Raw genomic sequence first — 16,664 nt, forward strand, 5'->3', positions numbered from 1 at the left:
GACTTCTCACCGACACACCATAACGCGATGTATCGCGTCTCACAACGAGTTTTCCCCCGTTGCTCTCCGTGAGACGAAACGATCTTCGACCGGCTCGGCGGCCGGGTCAGCCGATGACCGTGTAGCCCGCCTCGCGCAGCGCCTGACCCACCTCGGCGCAGTGCGCCGGGCCCTTCGTCTCCAGGTGCAGCTCGACCTCCGCCTCCGTGAGCCCGAGCCGTGGGTCGGTCCGCACATGGCTCACATCGAGGACGTTAGCGTCGACCACTGACAGCGCGCCCAGAAGAGTGGCGAGAGCACCGGGCCGGTCCGTCAGCCGCAGCCGGACCGCCAGATAGCGGCCCTGCGCGGCCATGCCGTGCCGCAGCACCCGCTCCATCAGCACCGGATCGACGTTGCCGCCGGAGAGCACCGCGACGACCGGGCCCTCGAAGGCGCCGGGCTCGCTCAGCAGCGCCGCGACCGGGCTGGCCCCGGCCGGCTCCACGACCAGCTTGGCCCGCTCCAGGCACAGCAGCAGCGCGGCGGACAGTTCGTCCTCGCTGACCGTGCGCACCTCGTCGACCAGCTCGCCGACGATCCCGAACGGCACGTCGCCGGGCCGCCCGACCTTGATGCCGTCGGCCATCGTCGCCGGGTTCTCGAACGTCACCGGCCGGCCCGCCGCCAGCGAGGGCGGGTAGGCCGCCGCGCCCGCCGCCTGGACACCCACGATCCGCACGTCCGGCCGCACGGACTTCACCGCCACCGCGATCCCTGCGGCCAGTCCGCCCCCGCCGACACCGACCAGGATCGTGCGCACCTCGGGGCACTGCTCCAGGATCTCCAGGCCCACCGTTCCCTGGCCCGCGATGATGTCGGGGTGGTCGAAGGGGTGGATGAACACCGCGCCCGTCTCGGCCGCGTACTCCTGGGCGGCGGCCAGCGTCTCGTCGACCACCTGGCCGTGCAGCCGCACCTCGGCCCCGTACTCCCGGGTGGCGCTGACCTTGGGCAGCGGGGCGCCCTTCGGCATGAACACCGTGGAACGCACACCGAGCAGGGAGGACGCCAGGGCGACGCCCTGCGCGTGGTTGCCGGCGCTCGCGGCGACGACCCCGGCGGCGCGCTCCTCGGGCAGCAGACCGGCGATCCGGACGTAGGCGCCGCGCAGCTTGAACGAGCCCGTCCGCTGGAGGTTCTCGCACTTGAGATGTACCGGCGCACCGACCGTCTGGGACAGGTGCCTGCTGCTCTCCATCGCGGTCACCCGCGCCACACCCGAGAGCATCTTCTGCGCGCCGCGCACGTCGTCGAGGGTGACGGGCCGAAAGGAGTCAGCGGTGCTGTAGCTCATGACTCCAGCATCGCAGTTCACAGGCGGGAACGACCGTTGTGACCAACCTCCGAGACCCGCTTTGCGCAGCGCCGGTACGGCCTGCCTTCCGGCCGCGTACCCTGTCCCCCAATCTGCCAGCCCTCCACGAAGTGAGCCCCCGGCCATGCCCACAACACCTGAAATGTCGATGGACATGACGACCGTCGGTGACACCGGTCTTCTCGACACGTTGCAGCACGAGGTGGCGCTGTTCGCCCGCCGTGCCGAGCAGACCCGGCTCGGCGGCGTGGGGCAGGTGCGCAACTCCATGGACCGTGCCGCGTACCTGCTGCTCAACCGCCTCGACAAGGAAGGCCCGATGGGCGTCAAGGCGCTCGCCGCGAGCATGGGGATCGACTCGTCGACGGTCACCCGGCAGGTGGCTCCGCTCGTCGACACCGGCCTGGTCAAGCGCACCTCCCACCCCGAGGACGGGCGCGCGGTGGTGCTCCAGCTCTCCCCGCGCGGGCAGGCCCGCCTGGAGGAAGTGCGCTCCTCGCGGCGGCAGTTGATGGCCGAGCTGACCCACGACTGGGAACCGGAGGAGCGCGAGGCGTTCTGCGACCTCCTCACGCGCTTCAACACCGCGCTGTCCTCCCGGATGGCGGCGCAGGGGATGCCGGGGCCGGAGGCGCAGTCGACGACCTGAACGCCCCACGCGTGCGGGGCGCCGCCCAGGCCGTGCGCGGCTCTTGACCCCGGGGCCGTCCCTGGCCTGATATGAGACCGGGTCCCCGTCGTGCGCGGCCGGGGCCCGCATCCTCAGGGTCGCCGTCAGGCGGGAGGCGCGGTGCTGGAAGCGCATGGGTCCCGGGCCGCCCGTCGCGCCCGGGAGTTCGAGGCGTTCGTCGCGGGCGCGGGCGGACGGCTGCTGCACGCCGCCACGCTGCTCACCGCGGAGGCCCCGGACGACAACCCCCGCGCGCGGCGCCTGCTGACCCTGTCACTGGCACACACGTACGCGCGCTGGGACCGGCTGCGCGGCGGGGACCCCTACGACCGCACCCGCGCCCACCTGGCCACCCGGTTCGCGCGCGGCGCGTGGCACCACTACGGCGGACTCGGCCGCTCCCGGCCGCACCCCGCGAGCCCCACGGCCCCACTGACGCCCCGGGAACGGCTGATCCTGGTGCTCAGGCTCCACGAGGGCGTCGCCGAGGAGCAGACCGCGGCCCTGCTCGGCCTGTCCCCGGAGCGCGTACGCGCGATCTGCCACCGGGCGACCTCGACCCTGCTGCACCGGCCGCTCGGCCAGGCGCCCGCGGTGACGGCAGCGAAGGCGGTGCCGTCATGAGCCGGGCCGTCCTGAGCCCGGCCGGCGACCGGAGGACGCCATGAGCGGGAACGACCGCGACGCGGCCGTACGGCGGCTCCTGGAGCAGGCGCCGCGTCCCCTGCCGCCCGAGATCCACACGGAGGCGGTGCGCCGCGGCGGCCGCATGCTGCGGCGCAGGGCGCTCACCCGCCGCATGATGTGGCTGCTGCTCTTCGCCGCCGCCGTGGCGTTCACGGTGTGGGCGCTGACGGCGCGCCCGTGGGTGGAGCCGCCGTCCGACACGACTCCACCCCTCACCGGCTGGTGATCGCGAGGGCCTGCTAGCCCAGCGCCTGCTGGAGGTCCTCCAGGAGGTCGTCGGCGTTCTCGATGCCCACGGACAGACGCACCAGGTCGGCCGGGACCTCCAGGGCCGAACCGGCCACGGAGGCGTGCGTCATACGGCCGGGGTGCTCGATCAGCGACTCGACGCCGCCCAGGGACTCGCCCAGCGTGAAGATCCTGGCGCGGTTGCAGACCTCGACGGCCGCTTCCTCGCCGCCCTCGACACGGAAGGAGACCATGCCGCCGAACGACTTCATCTGCTTGGCGGCGACCTCGTGACCGGGGTGCTCCGGCAGGCCCGGGTACAGCACGCTGCTCACGCGCGCGTGCCGGGTGAGCATGTCGGCGACCTTGACGGCGTTCTCGCTGTGCCGGTCCATGCGCACGGAGAGCGTCTTGGTGCCGCGCAGCACCAGCCAGGAGTCGAAGGGTCCGGCCACCGCTCCCATCGCGTTCTGGTGGAAGGCCAGTTCCTCGCCCAGGCCGTCGTCGCCGGTGATCAGGGCGCCGCCGACGACGTCGGAGTGACCGCCCATGTACTTGGTCAGCGAGTGCACGACGACGTCCGCGCCCAGCGACAGCGGCTGCTGGAGGTAGGGCGTGGCGAAGGTGTTGTCGACGACGAGGCGGGCGCCCGCGTCCCGGGCGACCTGGGCGACGGCGGCGATGTCGGTGATGCCGAGGAGGGGGTTGGAGGGGGTCTCCACCCAGACGACCTTGGTCTTCGGGGTGACGGCGGCCCGCACGGCGGCCGGATCGCTGGTGTCGGCGACCGACCACTCCACGCCCCAGCGCGCGACGACCTTGGCGAACAGGCGGAACGTGCCGCCGTACGCGTCGTTCGGGATGACCACATGGTCGCCCGGGCTGAGCAGCGTACGCAGCAGGCAGTCCTCGGCCGCCAGCCCGGACGCGAACGCGAGACCGCGGCGGCCGCCCTCCAGGGCGGCGAGGTTCTCCTCCAGCGCGGTCCTGGTGGGATTGGCGCTGCGGCTGTACTCGTAGCCGCCGCGCAGCCCGCCGACACCGTCCTGCTTGTAGGTGGAGACCTGGTAGATCGGCGGGACGACCGCGCCCGTCAGGGGGTCGGCGGTGTTGCCCGCGTGGATCGCGAGCGTCTCGAAGTGCTGACTGATGTGCCTGTCGCTCATGAGCACCGAGGGTAGTGCGCCGACGCGAAGAGTGCCGGGGGACGGGGCGCAGGACGGGGCGACGCGGGGTTTTCCACAGGTTTCGGGAGCAGGTTGGCCAATTGTCGGCGCCGTCTGGTTCGCTTGTTGCATGGAGATTCTCTGGGTCCTGATCGCGCTGGTCATGCTGGGCTTCGTGCTGCTCCCCTTCCTGCGGCGCAGGCGCGGTGGTGCGATAGGGCTGGTCTCGCCCGACCACCCGGACGCGGCGGACCCGGCGAACTACGGCTTCGTCCTCGAGGAGGAGCTCGACATCCGCATGCCCGGCCCCGATCAGGACCTGCTGGACGTCCTGGACGTGGTGCAGCGCACGCAGGACCACCGCGCGGCGCAACAGCTCCTGGCGGGCACCGAGACGGAGGGCGAGCGGCGCTGGCAGCGCGTGCAGGCCTTCGCGGGCGCTGCCTCGCTGGAGCTCTCGCAGCGCCCCGGCGGGGTGAGCGAGGCGCCGGGTGGGCAGTGGCTGCGGGTGTGGCGGGCCGAGGCGCCCAAGGACGCGGGCGGTGCCGCGGTGCACGCCGAGTTCCTGGTGCAGCAGGCGTGGCGGACGGCGACACCGGGGACGGACGAATTCCGGATCATCATGGAGGAGGCGAGGACGGCGTGCGGCGAGGCGGCGCTCCTCGCCCCCGGTGACCCGATCCCGTACATCGTGGAGCTGTCGGTGGCCCGCGGCCTCGGCTACTCCCAGAAGGACTTCGAGCAGATCTGGCTGAGGATCCTGGACCGCGCCCCGGCCCACATGGGGGCGCACCTGGCCGCGCTGCACTACTGGTGCGAGAAGTGGCACGGCACGCGTGCCGAGGCGTACGCGTTCGCCGAGGCCGCGGCGGCCCGCGCACCGCAGGGCTCCCTCCTGTCGGCGATGCCCCTCTTCGCGGTGTTCGAGCACCTCCCGGAGGTGACCCTGGTCGCGAACTTCTGGCAGAGCGAGGTCGTCACGAAGGCGGTCCACGGCGCGCTGCACGCGGTGCACTCGGCCCGCCCCGACGACCCGATGCTCGCCCATGTGCGGCACATGCTGGTGTTCTTCCTGGTCCGTGGTGAGCGCTGGTCGGAGGCCATGAACCAGCTGATACACATCGACGGCCATGTGGGCGCCCTGCCCTGGACCCTGTCCGCCGACCCGGCGGCTGAGTTCGCGGTGTACCGGGCGCTGGCGGTGGCGGGCTACGAGGCGAACGGCGGCAGCCCGGCGAGCCTGCCGCACTGACGCCCGCCCGTGCCGGGGCCACCGGAATTTCCGGACGGTCCCGGCACGTTGAGCAGGGCGTCGCCCCGATTGGAGACCGCATGTTCCTGCACAGCCGTACGCCCCAGCTGCCGACTCCCGAGCAGGCGCTGACCGGCCGCCCGGAGCCGGCGTTCACGGTCCCCGACCGCCACACCGTCCTCGGCAACCCGCTGCTCGGCCCCTACCCCGAGGGCCTGGAGACCGCCGACTTCGGCCTGGGCTGCTTCTGGGGCGCCGAGCGCACGTTCTGGCAGCTCCCGGCCGGTGTGTGGACGACCCTCGTCGGCTACCAGGGCGGCCACACGGAGAACCCCACGTACGAGGAGGTCTGCTCGGGCCTGACCGGCCACACGGAGGTCGTGCGGGTGGTCTTCGACCCGGAGCGGATCTCGTACGAGCGCCTGCTGAAGACGTTCTGGGAGTCCCACGACCCCACACAGGGCTTCCGGCAGGGCAACGACGTGGGCACGCAGTACCGCTCGGCGATCTACACCCACACCCCCGAGCAGGAGGCCACCGCCAAGTCCTCCCGCGAGGCGTACCAGAAGGTCCTGACGTCGTCCGGCCACGGCGGCATCACCACGGAGATCGTCACGGCCCAGGGCCGCCCCTTCTACCCGGCGGAGGGCTACCACCAGCAGTACCTGGACAAGAACCCCGCGGGCTACTGCGGCATCGGCGGGACGGGGGTCAAGCTAAGTACCCCGTTCGAGACGAACTGGGGGGCCTCTTGCCCGACCGGCGTCGCGCCAGCGCCGGAAGCCACGGAGCAGTAGCCCGCCCAAGGGAAGTGGTGCTGATGGGGCCGTCGGCATGGCCTTGCTTCCTGAGGCGGATGATGTGACGTCTGACGCGGGAGTCGGCTTGCGCCTGTCTCATTCCAGGACGCCCGTACCTGTTCCGTGCTTCCACGAGTCTGTTCCGTGCTTCCACGAGGCACGACACGCGCCCGGGCGCACGCCCCCGACCGGCGGTACGTCCAGGACATGGCCGACCGTCGCGCGTATCCGAGTGATCTGTCCGATGCCCGCTGGGAGTTGATTGAGCCGGTCCTGTCCGCGTGGCGCTTCGAGCGCCGCGGCCGGGCCCTGGACTTCGGTCGGCCGCCCGAGCATGAGGCGACCCTTTCGTCGGTGCTCCGCGCACTCCGTGTCGCGTGCGCGGGGTCGAAACAGCTCCTGGCTACACGCCCGCGTGGATCAGACGGCAGGCGTCGGGGTGGCGGTTACCAGTGCGGCGAAGTCGCGGAGATCGATGTTTCCGCCAGTCGCGATTGCAGCGATGTTTCCGCGACCCAGTCGGTGGGTGTGCTCGAGGATGGCCGCTGCCGCAACGGCTCCGCTGGGTTCGACCACGAGCTTCCCGCACTCCGCCAGCCATCGCATCGCTGAGACGATGGCCTCCTCGGAGACCGTGACCACGTCGTCGACCAGGGCTGTGATGTGAGCCCAGGTCAGCTCGCCGACCGCGGCGGAACGGAGCCCGTCGGCGATCGTGCGTCCGGTCAGCTCTCGTGACCAGACGGTCCGCTTCCCGGTGGCGAAGCCCTCGGCGAGGTCCGCGGCGAGCTCGGGTTCGACCGCCACCACCCGCGCGCCTGGTCGCTGGTTCTTGATTGCGGCGGCCACGCCGGCCATCAGTCCGCCGCCGCCGACCGGTACCAGCATCGTGTCGATGTCGTCGACCTGCTCGAGCAGCTCAAGCCCGACGGTGCCCTGCCCGGCGATGATGCGAGGATCGTCGAACGGGGGCACCACGGTCAGGCCGCGGACGTCGGCCAGGTAGTGGGCATGCGGCACGATCTCGTCCGGCGCCCGGAGCACCACCGTCGCGCCCAGGGCCCGGGTGGCGTCGATCTTGTATTGGGGAGCCGTCTGGGGCATCACGACCGTCGCCGCGATGTCGGCCCTCCGAGCCGCGTAGGCCAGGGCACGGCCGTGGTTGCCGGCCGAATAGGTCACCACACCCCGCGCGCCCCCGACCTCACCGAGCGCCGCCACGGCGTTAGCAGCCCCGCGGAGCTTGAACGAACCGGTCCGTTGAAGGGACTCAGCCTTCACCCACACAGAACCAGCCCCCGCCGGATGGGGCAGCCGCAGTACCGGCGTCCGAAGGCAGGTCGTGCCGATCCGCACCTGCGCCACGTGGAGATCGCTCGGTGTGATGAGGTTCGTCTCCGCCGTACCAACGCTGTCCATGTCGCTCACCTGTAGGTCAGAACGCGGGGTATCCGGCGTGAACTTCATTGCTGCTCCTGGAAAGCGTGCGGTCAGGACGGGGACAGTGCGGGTCAGAGGCCGAGCAGCGGAGGGACCTGCGAGAGAAGGTTGACCTCGTAGTAGCCATAACCGGGCGTGCCGAGCTCGTATCCGCGGTTGACGAAGACCTTGTGCTTGATGCCCAGGTCGGTGGCGACCATCAGGTCGTGACGCGGGCTGCCGGAGACATGCAGGACGTCCTGAGGACGGCAGCCGAGCTGGTTGAACATGTACTCGAACGCCTGGTAGCGGGGCTTGTACGCCTGCGCCTGCTCGGCGGTGAAGACCGCGTGGAACGGCGCTTCCAGCTTCTCGACGTTGCGCATCACCTGGTCGTCGGCCGCGTTGGTCAAGATCACCAGCGGATAGCGTGTCGCCAACCGCTGCAGCGCCTCCGGCACCTCCGGGTAGGGCCCCCAGGTTGGGACGGCGTCGACGATCGCCTGACTGTCGTCCCTGCGGTAGGGCAGGTTGAACCGCTCCAAGGTCTTGCGGAGCGAATCGTGGATCACGTCGGGGAAGGGCTTCCAGGGCCCCAAGATCTCGTCGAGGCGCTGCCACTTGAAGCTCTCGACGAAGTCGTCCATCTGGTCGGCCGGTACGACGTCCGCGAGCAGATCGCGGGTCATGGATGCGATGTGCCAGCGGATCAGCGTGCCGTGCATGTCGAAGGTGATGTACTTCGGCTCGAAGTCGATCATCGGTGGTTCTCCTCTCGGGTACGACCGCACGTGCGGCCGGAAGGCGTCAGGTGGCGCGCGTCGGAGCCACGCTCCGTTGGGTGATGCGGCCACGCCATCTGTGCGAGGAAGCTACTTCGCGCCGTCCAGAACGATCCAGAAGGACAGCCACTACTTGAACAAACCCGCCTCATGAGGCTTCCGACTTGAACAGATCGGCTCAACCTGACCGTCTCGAGTCAGAATCGTCTAATGGCGCGTTCGGTAGCATCAGGAGCGTTGCGCATGGTTTGAGCTCAAGGAGGAAACCGTGCCGAAGGTTGCCGTCGATGACATCGATCTGGCGCTGCTCGGCGCTCTCCAAGCCGACGCACGGGCTCCCATCGCCGACTTGTGCAAGGCAGCGAGAGTGTCGCGAGGCACTGCCTATGCGCGTTTGGCACAGCTCCGCGACGCCGGTGTCATTCAGAGCCTCACCGTGTCTGTCGACCCCCACGGCGTCGGTCTATCCCTCGCTGCAGTCATGCTCTTGCGGGCGAGCACGGAGAAGTTCTGGCGGTGGTCGGACTTCGCATCCAAGTTTGACGAGATGCCTGAAGTGGAGTTCGCCGCAGACCTGGCGGGCGAGTTCGACATGATCATGTTGGCCAGGTTCCGCGACGCGGACCACCTGCGCGCGTTCGTGGAGAACGATCTGCGCCGTGTCTCCGGCATCGCCGGAATCCGCACCTTCCTGGTGCTCAACGAGACCCCACGACGGTCGTGGCTGTTGCCGCACCCGAAGCGCTGACCTTCCCGCTTCACGCGTGGGACTCGGCCGCGGGAACCGTCGACGGGGACCTGCTCGTTGCGCCGCTGCGCGTCCATGATCTCGCGCAGGTCATGCTCGGGCGGCCGACCGAAGTCCAGGGCCCGGCCGCGGCGCTCGAAGCGCCACGCGGACAGGACCGGCTCAATCAACTCCCAGCGGGCATCGGACAGATCACTCGGATACGCGCGACGGTCGGCCATGTCCTGGACGTACCGCCGGTCGGGGGCGTGCGCCCGGGCGTGTGTCGTGCCTCGTGGAAGCACGGAACAGACTCGTGGAAGCACGGAACAGGTACGGGCGTCCTGGAATGAGACAGGCGCAAGCCGACTCCCGCGTCAGACGTCACATCATCCGCCTCAGGAAGCAAGGCCATGCCGGCGTCCCCATCCCCCTGCTAGATGCACACTCAGCTGATTCTGCGGCACTCTATAGCTGACCAGCAGGTTGCTCGGCGAGGCCATCAGCACAACAGGGAGCGATCGGGGTCACATGGGAACGCAGGCTCGGCGGCACTGGGGTGTCCTGCCCGATCGGTGTGGCCCAGGCCGGTGGGTGACCCTTCGAGCTCCGCTGCGACCTTCGGCGGAGGCTGGATCTTCGGAGGGAATCTGCGGCCGCTGTGCGAATCGGCCGCGGAGTTCTCGGGCTACGACTTCGACGACTCGGACTGGCAGGCCATCGAGAACGCCCTGCCCGGCACGGACGTGGAGAAGCCCGGCGGCTGGTACGGCTACCCGCTGTCGGGCCGGGTCCCGCTGACCCTGCTGGTGGCGGACGACCCCGGTTCGTCCGTCGTCTTCGTCCGGATCACGGGGGAGCCGGACGACCGAACGCGGGCTCGGATCAAAGCGGCATTGCACCTCTTCGGCAGGTACACCGTGCGCTGACGGCCCGCTTCCGGGGGACGGGGCTGCTGCGGGCGTGCGCGCAGCCAATAGGGTGCCTGCGTGACTGCGCCCCTGAGTTCCCACAGATCCCGTGCCGCGCTGCGAACGACCGCGCGGGTTTCCGCCGAGTTGCTGCTGGTGTTCGCCATGTCCGCCGTGGCTCTGTGGCTTCTGGGCCGGATGTGGTCCGTGGTGTGGCCGCTCGTGGTCGGGCTGCTGCTGACCACCCTGACCTGGCCCGCGGCCCGCTTCCTGCGCAAGCGCGGGTGGCCGCCCGCACTGGCCGCGTCGGTCGTGACCGTGTTGTTCCTCCTGATCGCCGCCGGTGTGGTGGCGCTGATCGCCGTGCCGGTGGCGTCCCAGTCCGGGGAACTGACCGACGGTGTCGTGGAGGGCATCCAACGGCTGCGCGAGTGGGCCGCAGGGCCGCCGTTGAACATCGGGGACGCGCAGATCAACAAGGCCTTCGACAGCGCGGTCTCCCGCGCCCAGGAGGGCGTCGGCAGCATGGTGGGCGCTGTCGTCACCGGTGTGAGCACCGTGGTGAACGGCGTCGTCACCGCCGTTCTCGCGCTCTTCCTGATGTTCTTCTTCCTCAAGGACGGCCCGCGGTTCCTGCCGTGGCTGTCCCGCCAGCTGCCCGGCCGCCTCGCCACCGATGTGCCGGCCGTGTGCGCCCGCGGCTGGGACACCCTGGGCTCCTTCGTGCGGTCCCAGGCGGCCGTCGGCCTGCTCGACGCCGTCCTGATCGGCCTGGGGCTGTGGATCCTGGGCGTGCCACTGGTGCTTCCGCTGGCCGTGCTGACCTTCGTCTCGGCCTTCGTGCCGATCATCGGCGCCCTGTTCGCGGGCTTCGTCGCGGTACTCATCGCGCTCGTCTCCAACGGGCTGACGGACGCGCTGATCGTGCTGGCGATCATCGTCGTGGTGCAGCAACTGGAGGGCAACGTCTTCCAGCCCATGATCCAGAGCCGTGGCCTCGGCCTGCACGCGGCCGTCATCCTGCTGGCGGTGACCCTGGGCGGCAGCCTGGCCGGCATCGTGGGCAGCCTGCTCGCCGTACCGATCGCCGCGCTGATCGCGGTGGTCTGGAACTACGGGCGCGAGCAGCTCGCCGATCCGGCGGACGAAGCGAGCACCGACGAGCCGGACACCGGCGCCGCCGTCCCGTCCTGAGGATCCGGTAGCCGGAAGGCCGGGCGCGCGAACGGCCCCGCCCAAGTCGCGGGGCCTCTCCCCGGTTGCGAGTCTGCAAGCGAGAGGAGTGCCGCCCCATGGTTCCTGCCGCCGCGTCACCCGTGCTGCTGGAGGCGTCCGTCGATCCCCGCCTGTCCCGGTGGATGTGGCTGGTGAAGTGGCTGCTCGCCATCCCGCACTACATCGTGCTGGTGTTCCTGTGGATCGCGTTCGTCGTCGTGACGGTGATCGCCTTTTTCGCCATCCTGTTCACCGCCCGGTACCCGCGTGCCCTCTTCGACTTCAACGTGGGCGTGCTCCGCTGGAACTGGCGGGTCGGCTATTACGCGCACACAGTGCTCGGCACCGACCGGTACCCGCCGTTCACCCTCGCCGACGTGCCCGACTACCCGGCGCGCTTCGACGTCCTCTATCCCGAGCGGCTGTCCCGCGGACTGGTCCTGGTGAAGTGGTGGCTGCTGGCGATCCCGCAGTACATCGTCGTCGCGATGTTCGCCGGGGGCGGCTGGGGCAGCGGGGACAACTGGCGGGGCGGCGGGCTGCTGCCCTTCCTCTCCCTGGTCGCCGTCGTCGTCCTGCTCTTCACCGCCCGCTACCCGCGGCACCTCTTCGACTTCCTGATCGGCCTCGCCCGCTGGGCGGCCCGGGTGACGGCCTACGCCGCGCTGCTGACCGACCAGTACCCGCCGTTCCGCCTCGACATGGGCGGGCAGGAGCCCCCACCGGCGTCACCACCGGCATCATCACCACCGGCCTCCCCACTGACCAAAACCTGACGCCGTAGCGGGCGCAACCACAGCGGAAGCGTTTCCTCCCGCTCTACGCTCCCTCACATGGTTCTCGGACGAGCGTTACAGCTGATCATGGTCATCGCTCTGGCCCTCGCGGGGGCGGTCCAGGGCGGAGTGAGCACGGCGGGGGCCGAGGAGAACGAGCCGGCGGCCGGGCGGCAACTGCTGTTCTACAACCACGCCTACGGGGTGTTCGACCGGGCGACCGCGGACGCCGTCGAGCACTCCTCCTATCTGCGGGACTTCGCCGACTTCCAGGTCCGCACCACGACCGGCTCGGGCGGGCAGACCTGGACCGGCCGCTATCTGCGGGGCCGTGAGACCTATCTCGAGTTGTTCGGGGTGGGTGATGTGCACGGCAAGGACGGCACCCTCGGCTCCGCCGGCATGGGAGTGTCGACCGAGCGTGCCGGGGACCTGCCCACGGTGATCGAGCGGCTGCGCGCGTCGGGGATCACCGAACCGGTCGAGTTCCGGCAGACGCGCGACTTCGGCGACGGCGTTCCCGTGCCCTGGTTCGACGCCGTCTTCACCACCGGCCAGTACGACCTCTTCGGCGCCTGGGGAATGGAGTACCGGCCGGAGTACTTCGCCGATCCGCGCGGCAACACCGAGCCGGCCGCCCACCCCGGTGACGTGGGCCGGGAGCGCTACCTGCCCGACGCCTACCGCGACCACCTGATGCGGGACGTGACCGGCATCCGGCTCGCGGTGACCGCAGGCGACCTCGCCGCCACGGTGCCGTTGCTGAAGGCCGGCGGGTTCGCCGTCCGGGCCCTGCCGGGTGGGGGCGTCGTCGCGAGGGGCGGCGGCACCACGATCCGGTTCGACTCCGTGCCCCTGGAGCAGGTGGGCCTCCGGCAGGTGGAGATGTCGCTGAACCAGCCGGTGTCGTACCGGCACGAGGAGCGGATCGGCCACTCGGCCCTGGTGGTCGGCCCGGGGTCCCGCGCGGTGTGGACCTTCGAGGACCAGGACCGGCCCAGCAGGCCGGACACTCCCTAGCGTGCCGGGCGTCGCGGGGCAGGCGGGACTTTGCGGACACCCCCTAGCCCAGCCTCTCCCCCAGGAACTCCTCCCACGTCCGCTTCCCCGTCTCCGCCCCGGCAGGCGTCAGGTTGGCCCCCGCCCGGTAGGCCCGCCCCGCCTTCCCGGGGATGCGCACCGGGAGCATGCGACGGCGCCTGCCGCTCATGCGGAGGTAGGGGCGGGCCAGGGCGGCGAGGTCGTAGAGGTGTGGCCCGGCCAGGTCCGGGACCAGGCCGGACGGGGCACCGGCGGTCAGTTCCGCGAGGCGGGCGGCGACCTCGCGCGAGTCGACCGGCTGGAGCCGGAGGCCGCCGGGGACCGGGAACACCGGCAGCTTCGCCATCTTCTCGACCATGGTGAACGCGAGGTCGTGGAACTGGGCCGCGCGCAGGGTCGTCCACGGGATGCCCGACTCGGCGACGGCTCGCTCCGACTCCCGCTTCGTCCGCATCCACGCCAGCGGCACCCGGTCGGCGCCGATGACCGAGATGGAGAGCAGGTGCCGTACGCCGGCCCGGGACGCGGCGCGCACCAGGGCGCGGGTCGCCTCGTCGTCGCCCTTGGGGCCGCCCGCCAGGTGCAGCACGGTCTCCGCGCCGTCGACGGCGGCCTCGACACCCTCGCCCTTCAGCAGGTCGCCGGTGACGTACTCGACGCCGTCCGCGGCAGGGCGGGCGTGCCGGGTGAGGATCCGCACGTCGTGGCCGGAGGCGCGCAGCAGCGGGACGACGTGGCCGCCCAGGGTGCCCGTGCCGCCGGTGACCAGGATCGGTGATGTCATGACTGCTCCCCAGCTCTTCGTCAGCTCTTCGTCAGCTCTTCGTCGGCTTCATCGGGTGATGACGCCTTCGCCGGTATGACGCGCGGCGGCGTGACGATGTGACGAGCGAGCGGGGTGCGGCCGGCTCAGCCGCCGCTGCCGTAGGGCCGCGTGATGATCTCCAGGCGGTGGCCGTCGGGGTCGTTGAAGTAGGCTCCGCGGCCGCCGTCGTTGTGGTTGATCTCGCCGGGCCGGCTGTGGAACGGGTCCGCCCAGTAGGTCAGGCCGGCCTTCTGGACGCGTCCCAGGATCTCGTCGAACTCGTCCTCCGAGACGAGGAAGGCGTAATGCTGCGGCGAGATGGCTCCGGAGCTGTCCATGAAGTCGAGGGTCACGCCGTTGGAGATCTCGACCGGGAGGAACGGGCCGTAGGGCGGACTCACGTCGAGCCCCAGGAGATCGGCGAGGAACCGGGCCGAGGCGCGTTTGTCGTGGGCGACGACGATGGTGTGGTTCAGCTGCACGGTCATGGTGGGCCTCCCCTGACGTACCTGGCGAACCCCTCTGGTGCACTCCCCCCTGTACCCCGCAGGTACCCCGCGTGCACGCCGTCGTGCATCACGAACGCCCTGAGGGCCCCGGCACGCGGCCGGGACCCTCAGGGCAGCCGTATGGACGTACGGGGTCAGATCGTCGCGGTGTCGATCACGAACCGGTAGCGCACGTCGCTGGCGAGCACCCGCTCGTACGCCTCGTTGATCTGGTCACCGCGGATCAGCTCGATCTCGGCGCCGAGGCCGTGCTCGGCGCAGAAGTCCAGCATCTCCTGGGTCTCCGCGATGCCGCCGATCATGGAACCGGCGAGGGTCTTGCCGCCGCCGATGACCGAGAACAGGTTGAGGGCGATCGGCTCCTCGGGGGCGCCGACGTTCGCCAGCGTGCCCTCGGTCTTCAGCAGCGACAGGTAGGCGTTGAAGTCCAGCGGGGCGGACACCGTGGACACGATCAGGTCGAACGTTCCGGCCAGCTCCTCGAAGGTCTTCGGGTCGCTGGTGGCGTAGTAGTGGTCCGCGCCCAGCCGCAGGCCGTCCTCCTGCTTGCGCAGGGACTGCGACAGCACGGTCACCTCGGCGCCGAGCGCGTGGGCGATCTTCACGCCCATGTGGCCGAGGCCGCCCAGGCCGACGATCGCGACCTTCCTGCCGGGGCCGGCGCCGAAGCGCTTGAGCGGGGAGTAGAGGGTGATGCCGGCGCACAGCAGCGGGGCCGCCACGTCGAGCGGCAGGCCGTCGGGGATGCGGACGGCGAAGTTCTCGTCGACGACGACGCTCTGCGAGTAGCCGCCGTAGGTGGGCTCGCCGTCCTTGCCGATGCCGTTGTACGTCGGGACGTTGCCCTTCACGCAGTACTGCTCCCGGCCGGCCTTGCAGTTCTCGCACTCGCGGCAGGAGTCGACCATGCAGCCGACGCCCACGCGGTCGCCGACGGCGAACTTCGTGACGCCCGAGCCGACCGCGGAGACGACACCGGCTATCTCGTGGCCGGGGACCATCGGGAAGATCGCCTCGCCCCAGCCCTCGCGGGCCTGGTGGATGTCGGAGTGACAGATGCCGGCGAACTTGATGTCGATCAGGACGTCGAACTCGCCGACCTCGCGGCGCTCGATGGTGGTGCGCTCCAGCGGAGCCTTGGGAGCGGGAGCGGCGTACGCAGCAACAGTGGTCATGCCGGGGGTTCTCCTAGCGGGGGTTGTGTGCCCGGCTGCCTTCTGGATCTTCCGGCCGGGCACGATCACCAGCGTGCCCGATCCGCGAGCGCTCACCCAGACCACGCTTTTGCGTACGCACACGGTGCGTACCACTGGCGGGGTCAGGCTCGTGTGCGTACGACCGTGAATACTGGACGGCATGGACGAACAGCCCGAACCCGCGCAGACGGCCGGTGGCGGCCTGGACCGGCGCGCAGAGCTCAGTGAGTTCCTGCGCACCCGCCGCGCCCGGCTGAAGCCCGAGGACGTGGGACTGCCCGACTTCGGACGGCGTCGCGTGCCCGGGCTGCGCCGCGAGGAGCTGGCGCAGTTGGCCGGGGTGTCCGTGGCGTACTACACACGGCTGGAGCAGGGCAACGGCCGCAACGTCTCGGCGGAGGTGCTGGACGCGATCGCGCGGGCCCTGCGGCTGAGTGACGCCGAGCACGCGCATCTGATGCATCTGGCGAAGCCGAAGCAGCACAAGAAGAAGACGGTGGCGCGCAGCCAGCAGGTGCGGCCGGCGCTGCGGCACCTGCTGGACTCGATCGACGGCGTCCCGGCGTACATCGTCGGTCGCCGCTCCGACATCCTGGCCTGGAACCGGATGGCCGCGGCCCTCTTCGGCGACTGGGCGGAGGTGCCGGCCCAGGAGCGGAACTGGGCGCGGATGGTGTTCCTCCGGCCGGAGTACCGCGAGCTGTACCTGGAGTGGGAGCAGAAGGCGTCCGACATGGTCGGCTACCTGCGCATGGACGCGGGGTGCCATCCGGACGACCCGCGGCTGTCGGCGCTGATCGGCGAGCTGTCGGTGAAGAGCGAGGAGTTCCGCCGCCTGTGGGCCGCCCATGACGTCAAGGAGAAGAGCTACGGCGTCAAGCGCATGCGCCACCCCCTGGCCGGCGACCTGACCCTGTCCTTCGAGACGTTCCGCCTCGTCGACGACGCCGAGCAGTCCCTGATCACGTACCACGCGGAACCGGGCACACCCTCGGCGGAGGCCCTGCGCCTGCTGGCGAGCTGGGGGGCGGACGCGACCCGCTCGGGCACCAGGGCTTCGACATCGTCGGAGTGAGAGGCGCCGCGCCTCGGACACCCACGTCTCAGTCACCCGCGCCTCAGA

The 16,664-nt window shown here is 70.6% G+C and carries 18 protein-coding genes and 2 pseudogenes; 12 read left to right on the forward strand and 8 right to left on the reverse strand.

The window, feature by feature from the left end:
- Positions 1-106: 106 nt before the first annotated feature.
- Positions 107-1,336, reverse strand: a complete 1,230-nt coding sequence (ilvA, locus tag ACIRDU_RS16055) for a threonine ammonia-lyase (protein WP_403579459.1) — start codon at positions 1,334-1,336, stop codon at positions 107-109.
- Positions 1,337-1,499: 163 nt separating this feature from the next.
- Here ilvA and ACIRDU_RS16060 point away from each other — a divergent pair, with 163 nt between their 5' ends.
- From ACIRDU_RS16060 to ACIRDU_RS16070, 3 genes are all read left to right on the forward strand, one after another.
- Entirely contained in the window at positions 1,500-2,006 is a 507-nt protein-coding gene (locus ACIRDU_RS16060; protein ID WP_403580604.1) for a MarR family winged helix-turn-helix transcriptional regulator, read from the forward strand.
- Between the two features lie 141 nt (positions 2,007-2,147).
- On the forward strand, positions 2,148-2,651 hold the full coding sequence (locus tag ACIRDU_RS16065) for a sigma factor-like helix-turn-helix DNA-binding protein (protein ID WP_403579461.1): 504 nt from the start codon (positions 2,148-2,150) through the stop codon (positions 2,649-2,651).
- 40 nt (positions 2,652-2,691) lie between these two features.
- Entirely contained in the window at positions 2,692-2,940 is a 249-nt protein-coding gene (locus ACIRDU_RS16070; protein ID WP_403579464.1) for a hypothetical protein, read from the forward strand.
- Positions 2,941-2,953: 13 nt separating this feature from the next.
- Here ACIRDU_RS16070 and ACIRDU_RS16075 read toward each other — a convergent pair whose 3' ends face one another.
- The gene (locus ACIRDU_RS16075) at positions 2,954-4,108 is read right to left on the reverse strand and encodes a cystathionine gamma-synthase (protein ID WP_403579466.1); all 1,155 of its coding nucleotides are present in this window, start codon (positions 4,106-4,108) and stop codon (positions 2,954-2,956) included.
- A gap of 130 nt (positions 4,109-4,238) precedes the next feature.
- Between ACIRDU_RS16075 and ACIRDU_RS16080 the strand changes: the two genes are divergently transcribed.
- The 3 genes and pseudogenes from ACIRDU_RS16080 to ACIRDU_RS16090 form a co-directional block, all read left to right on the forward strand.
- The gene (locus ACIRDU_RS16080; protein WP_403579469.1) at positions 4,239-5,360 is read left to right on the forward strand and encodes a hypothetical protein; all 1,122 of its coding nucleotides are present in this window, start codon (positions 4,239-4,241) and stop codon (positions 5,358-5,360) included.
- An 80-nt stretch (positions 5,361-5,440) separates the two neighbouring features.
- Positions 5,441-6,157, forward strand: coding sequence for a peptide-methionine (S)-S-oxide reductase MsrA (msrA, locus tag ACIRDU_RS16085; protein WP_403579471.1), 717 nt, complete (start codon positions 5,441-5,443; stop codon positions 6,155-6,157).
- A 210-nt stretch (positions 6,158-6,367) separates the two neighbouring features.
- Positions 6,368-6,466 (forward strand): annotated as a pseudogene (locus ACIRDU_RS16090) (IS5/IS1182 family transposase); the annotation flags it as partial.
- A gap of 114 nt (positions 6,467-6,580) precedes the next feature.
- Here the strand turns inward: ACIRDU_RS16090 and ACIRDU_RS16095 are convergent.
- Positions 6,581-7,627 carry a threonine/serine dehydratase gene (locus tag ACIRDU_RS16095; RefSeq protein ID WP_403579473.1) on the reverse strand — a complete coding sequence of 349 codons (1,047 nt, stop codon included), beginning with the start codon at positions 7,625-7,627 and terminating at the stop codon, positions 6,581-6,583.
- Positions 7,628-7,671: 44 nt separating this feature from the next.
- Complete coding sequence (locus ACIRDU_RS16100; protein ID WP_403579475.1) at positions 7,672-8,340, reverse strand: haloacid dehalogenase type II; 669 nt, start codon at positions 8,338-8,340, stop codon at positions 7,672-7,674.
- Between the two features lie 289 nt (positions 8,341-8,629).
- Here ACIRDU_RS16100 and ACIRDU_RS16105 point away from each other — a divergent pair, with 289 nt between their 5' ends.
- Positions 8,630-9,109 (forward strand): Lrp/AsnC family transcriptional regulator, encoded by a 480-nt coding sequence (locus ACIRDU_RS16105; protein ID WP_403579478.1) that lies wholly within the window; start codon positions 8,630-8,632, stop codon positions 9,107-9,109.
- Positions 9,110-9,177: 68 nt separating this feature from the next.
- On the opposite strand, the pseudogene ACIRDU_RS16110 reads toward ACIRDU_RS16105, so the two are convergent.
- Positions 9,178-9,330 (reverse strand): annotated as a pseudogene (locus tag ACIRDU_RS16110) (IS5/IS1182 family transposase); the annotation flags it as partial.
- Positions 9,331-9,678: 348 nt separating this feature from the next.
- On the opposite strand from ACIRDU_RS16110, the gene ACIRDU_RS16115 reads away from it, so the two are divergent.
- From ACIRDU_RS16115 to ACIRDU_RS16130, 4 genes are all read left to right on the forward strand, one after another.
- Positions 9,679-10,017 carry a hypothetical protein gene (locus ACIRDU_RS16115; RefSeq protein WP_403579480.1) on the forward strand — a complete coding sequence of 113 codons (339 nt, stop codon included), beginning with the start codon at positions 9,679-9,681 and terminating at the stop codon, positions 10,015-10,017.
- A gap of 60 nt (positions 10,018-10,077) precedes the next feature.
- Positions 10,078-11,193, forward strand: coding sequence for an AI-2E family transporter (locus ACIRDU_RS16120; protein ID WP_403579482.1), 1,116 nt, complete (start codon positions 10,078-10,080; stop codon positions 11,191-11,193).
- A gap of 98 nt (positions 11,194-11,291) precedes the next feature.
- Entirely contained in the window at positions 11,292-11,990 is a 699-nt protein-coding gene (locus ACIRDU_RS16125) for a DUF4389 domain-containing protein (RefSeq protein WP_403579484.1), read from the forward strand.
- A gap of 81 nt (positions 11,991-12,071) precedes the next feature.
- Complete coding sequence (locus ACIRDU_RS16130) at positions 12,072-13,010, forward strand: DUF5829 family protein (protein ID WP_403580607.1); 939 nt, start codon at positions 12,072-12,074, stop codon at positions 13,008-13,010.
- Positions 13,011-13,053: 43 nt separating this feature from the next.
- On the opposite strand, the gene ACIRDU_RS16135 is transcribed toward ACIRDU_RS16130, so the two are convergent.
- From ACIRDU_RS16135 to ACIRDU_RS16145, 3 genes are all read right to left on the reverse strand, one after another.
- Positions 13,054-13,815 (reverse strand): SDR family oxidoreductase, encoded by a 762-nt coding sequence (locus ACIRDU_RS16135; protein WP_403579487.1) that lies wholly within the window; start codon positions 13,813-13,815, stop codon positions 13,054-13,056.
- Between the two features lie 125 nt (positions 13,816-13,940).
- Complete coding sequence (locus tag ACIRDU_RS16140) at positions 13,941-14,324, reverse strand: VOC family protein (protein WP_403579489.1); 384 nt, start codon at positions 14,322-14,324, stop codon at positions 13,941-13,943.
- A 155-nt stretch (positions 14,325-14,479) separates the two neighbouring features.
- Positions 14,480-15,520, reverse strand: coding sequence for an NAD(P)-dependent alcohol dehydrogenase (locus ACIRDU_RS16145; protein WP_403579492.1), 1,041 nt, complete (start codon positions 15,518-15,520; stop codon positions 14,480-14,482).
- 181 nt (positions 15,521-15,701) lie between these two features.
- Between ACIRDU_RS16145 and ACIRDU_RS16150 the strand changes: the two genes are divergently transcribed.
- Positions 15,702-16,616, forward strand: a complete 915-nt coding sequence (locus ACIRDU_RS16150; RefSeq protein ID WP_403579495.1) for a helix-turn-helix domain-containing protein — start codon at positions 15,702-15,704, stop codon at positions 16,614-16,616.
- Positions 16,617-16,664 lie beyond the last annotated feature (48 nt).

It is taken from the genome of Streptomyces sp. NPDC093598, from assembly GCF_044764825.1.
Taxonomy (GTDB): Bacteria; Actinomycetota; Actinomycetes; order Streptomycetales; family Streptomycetaceae; genus Streptomyces.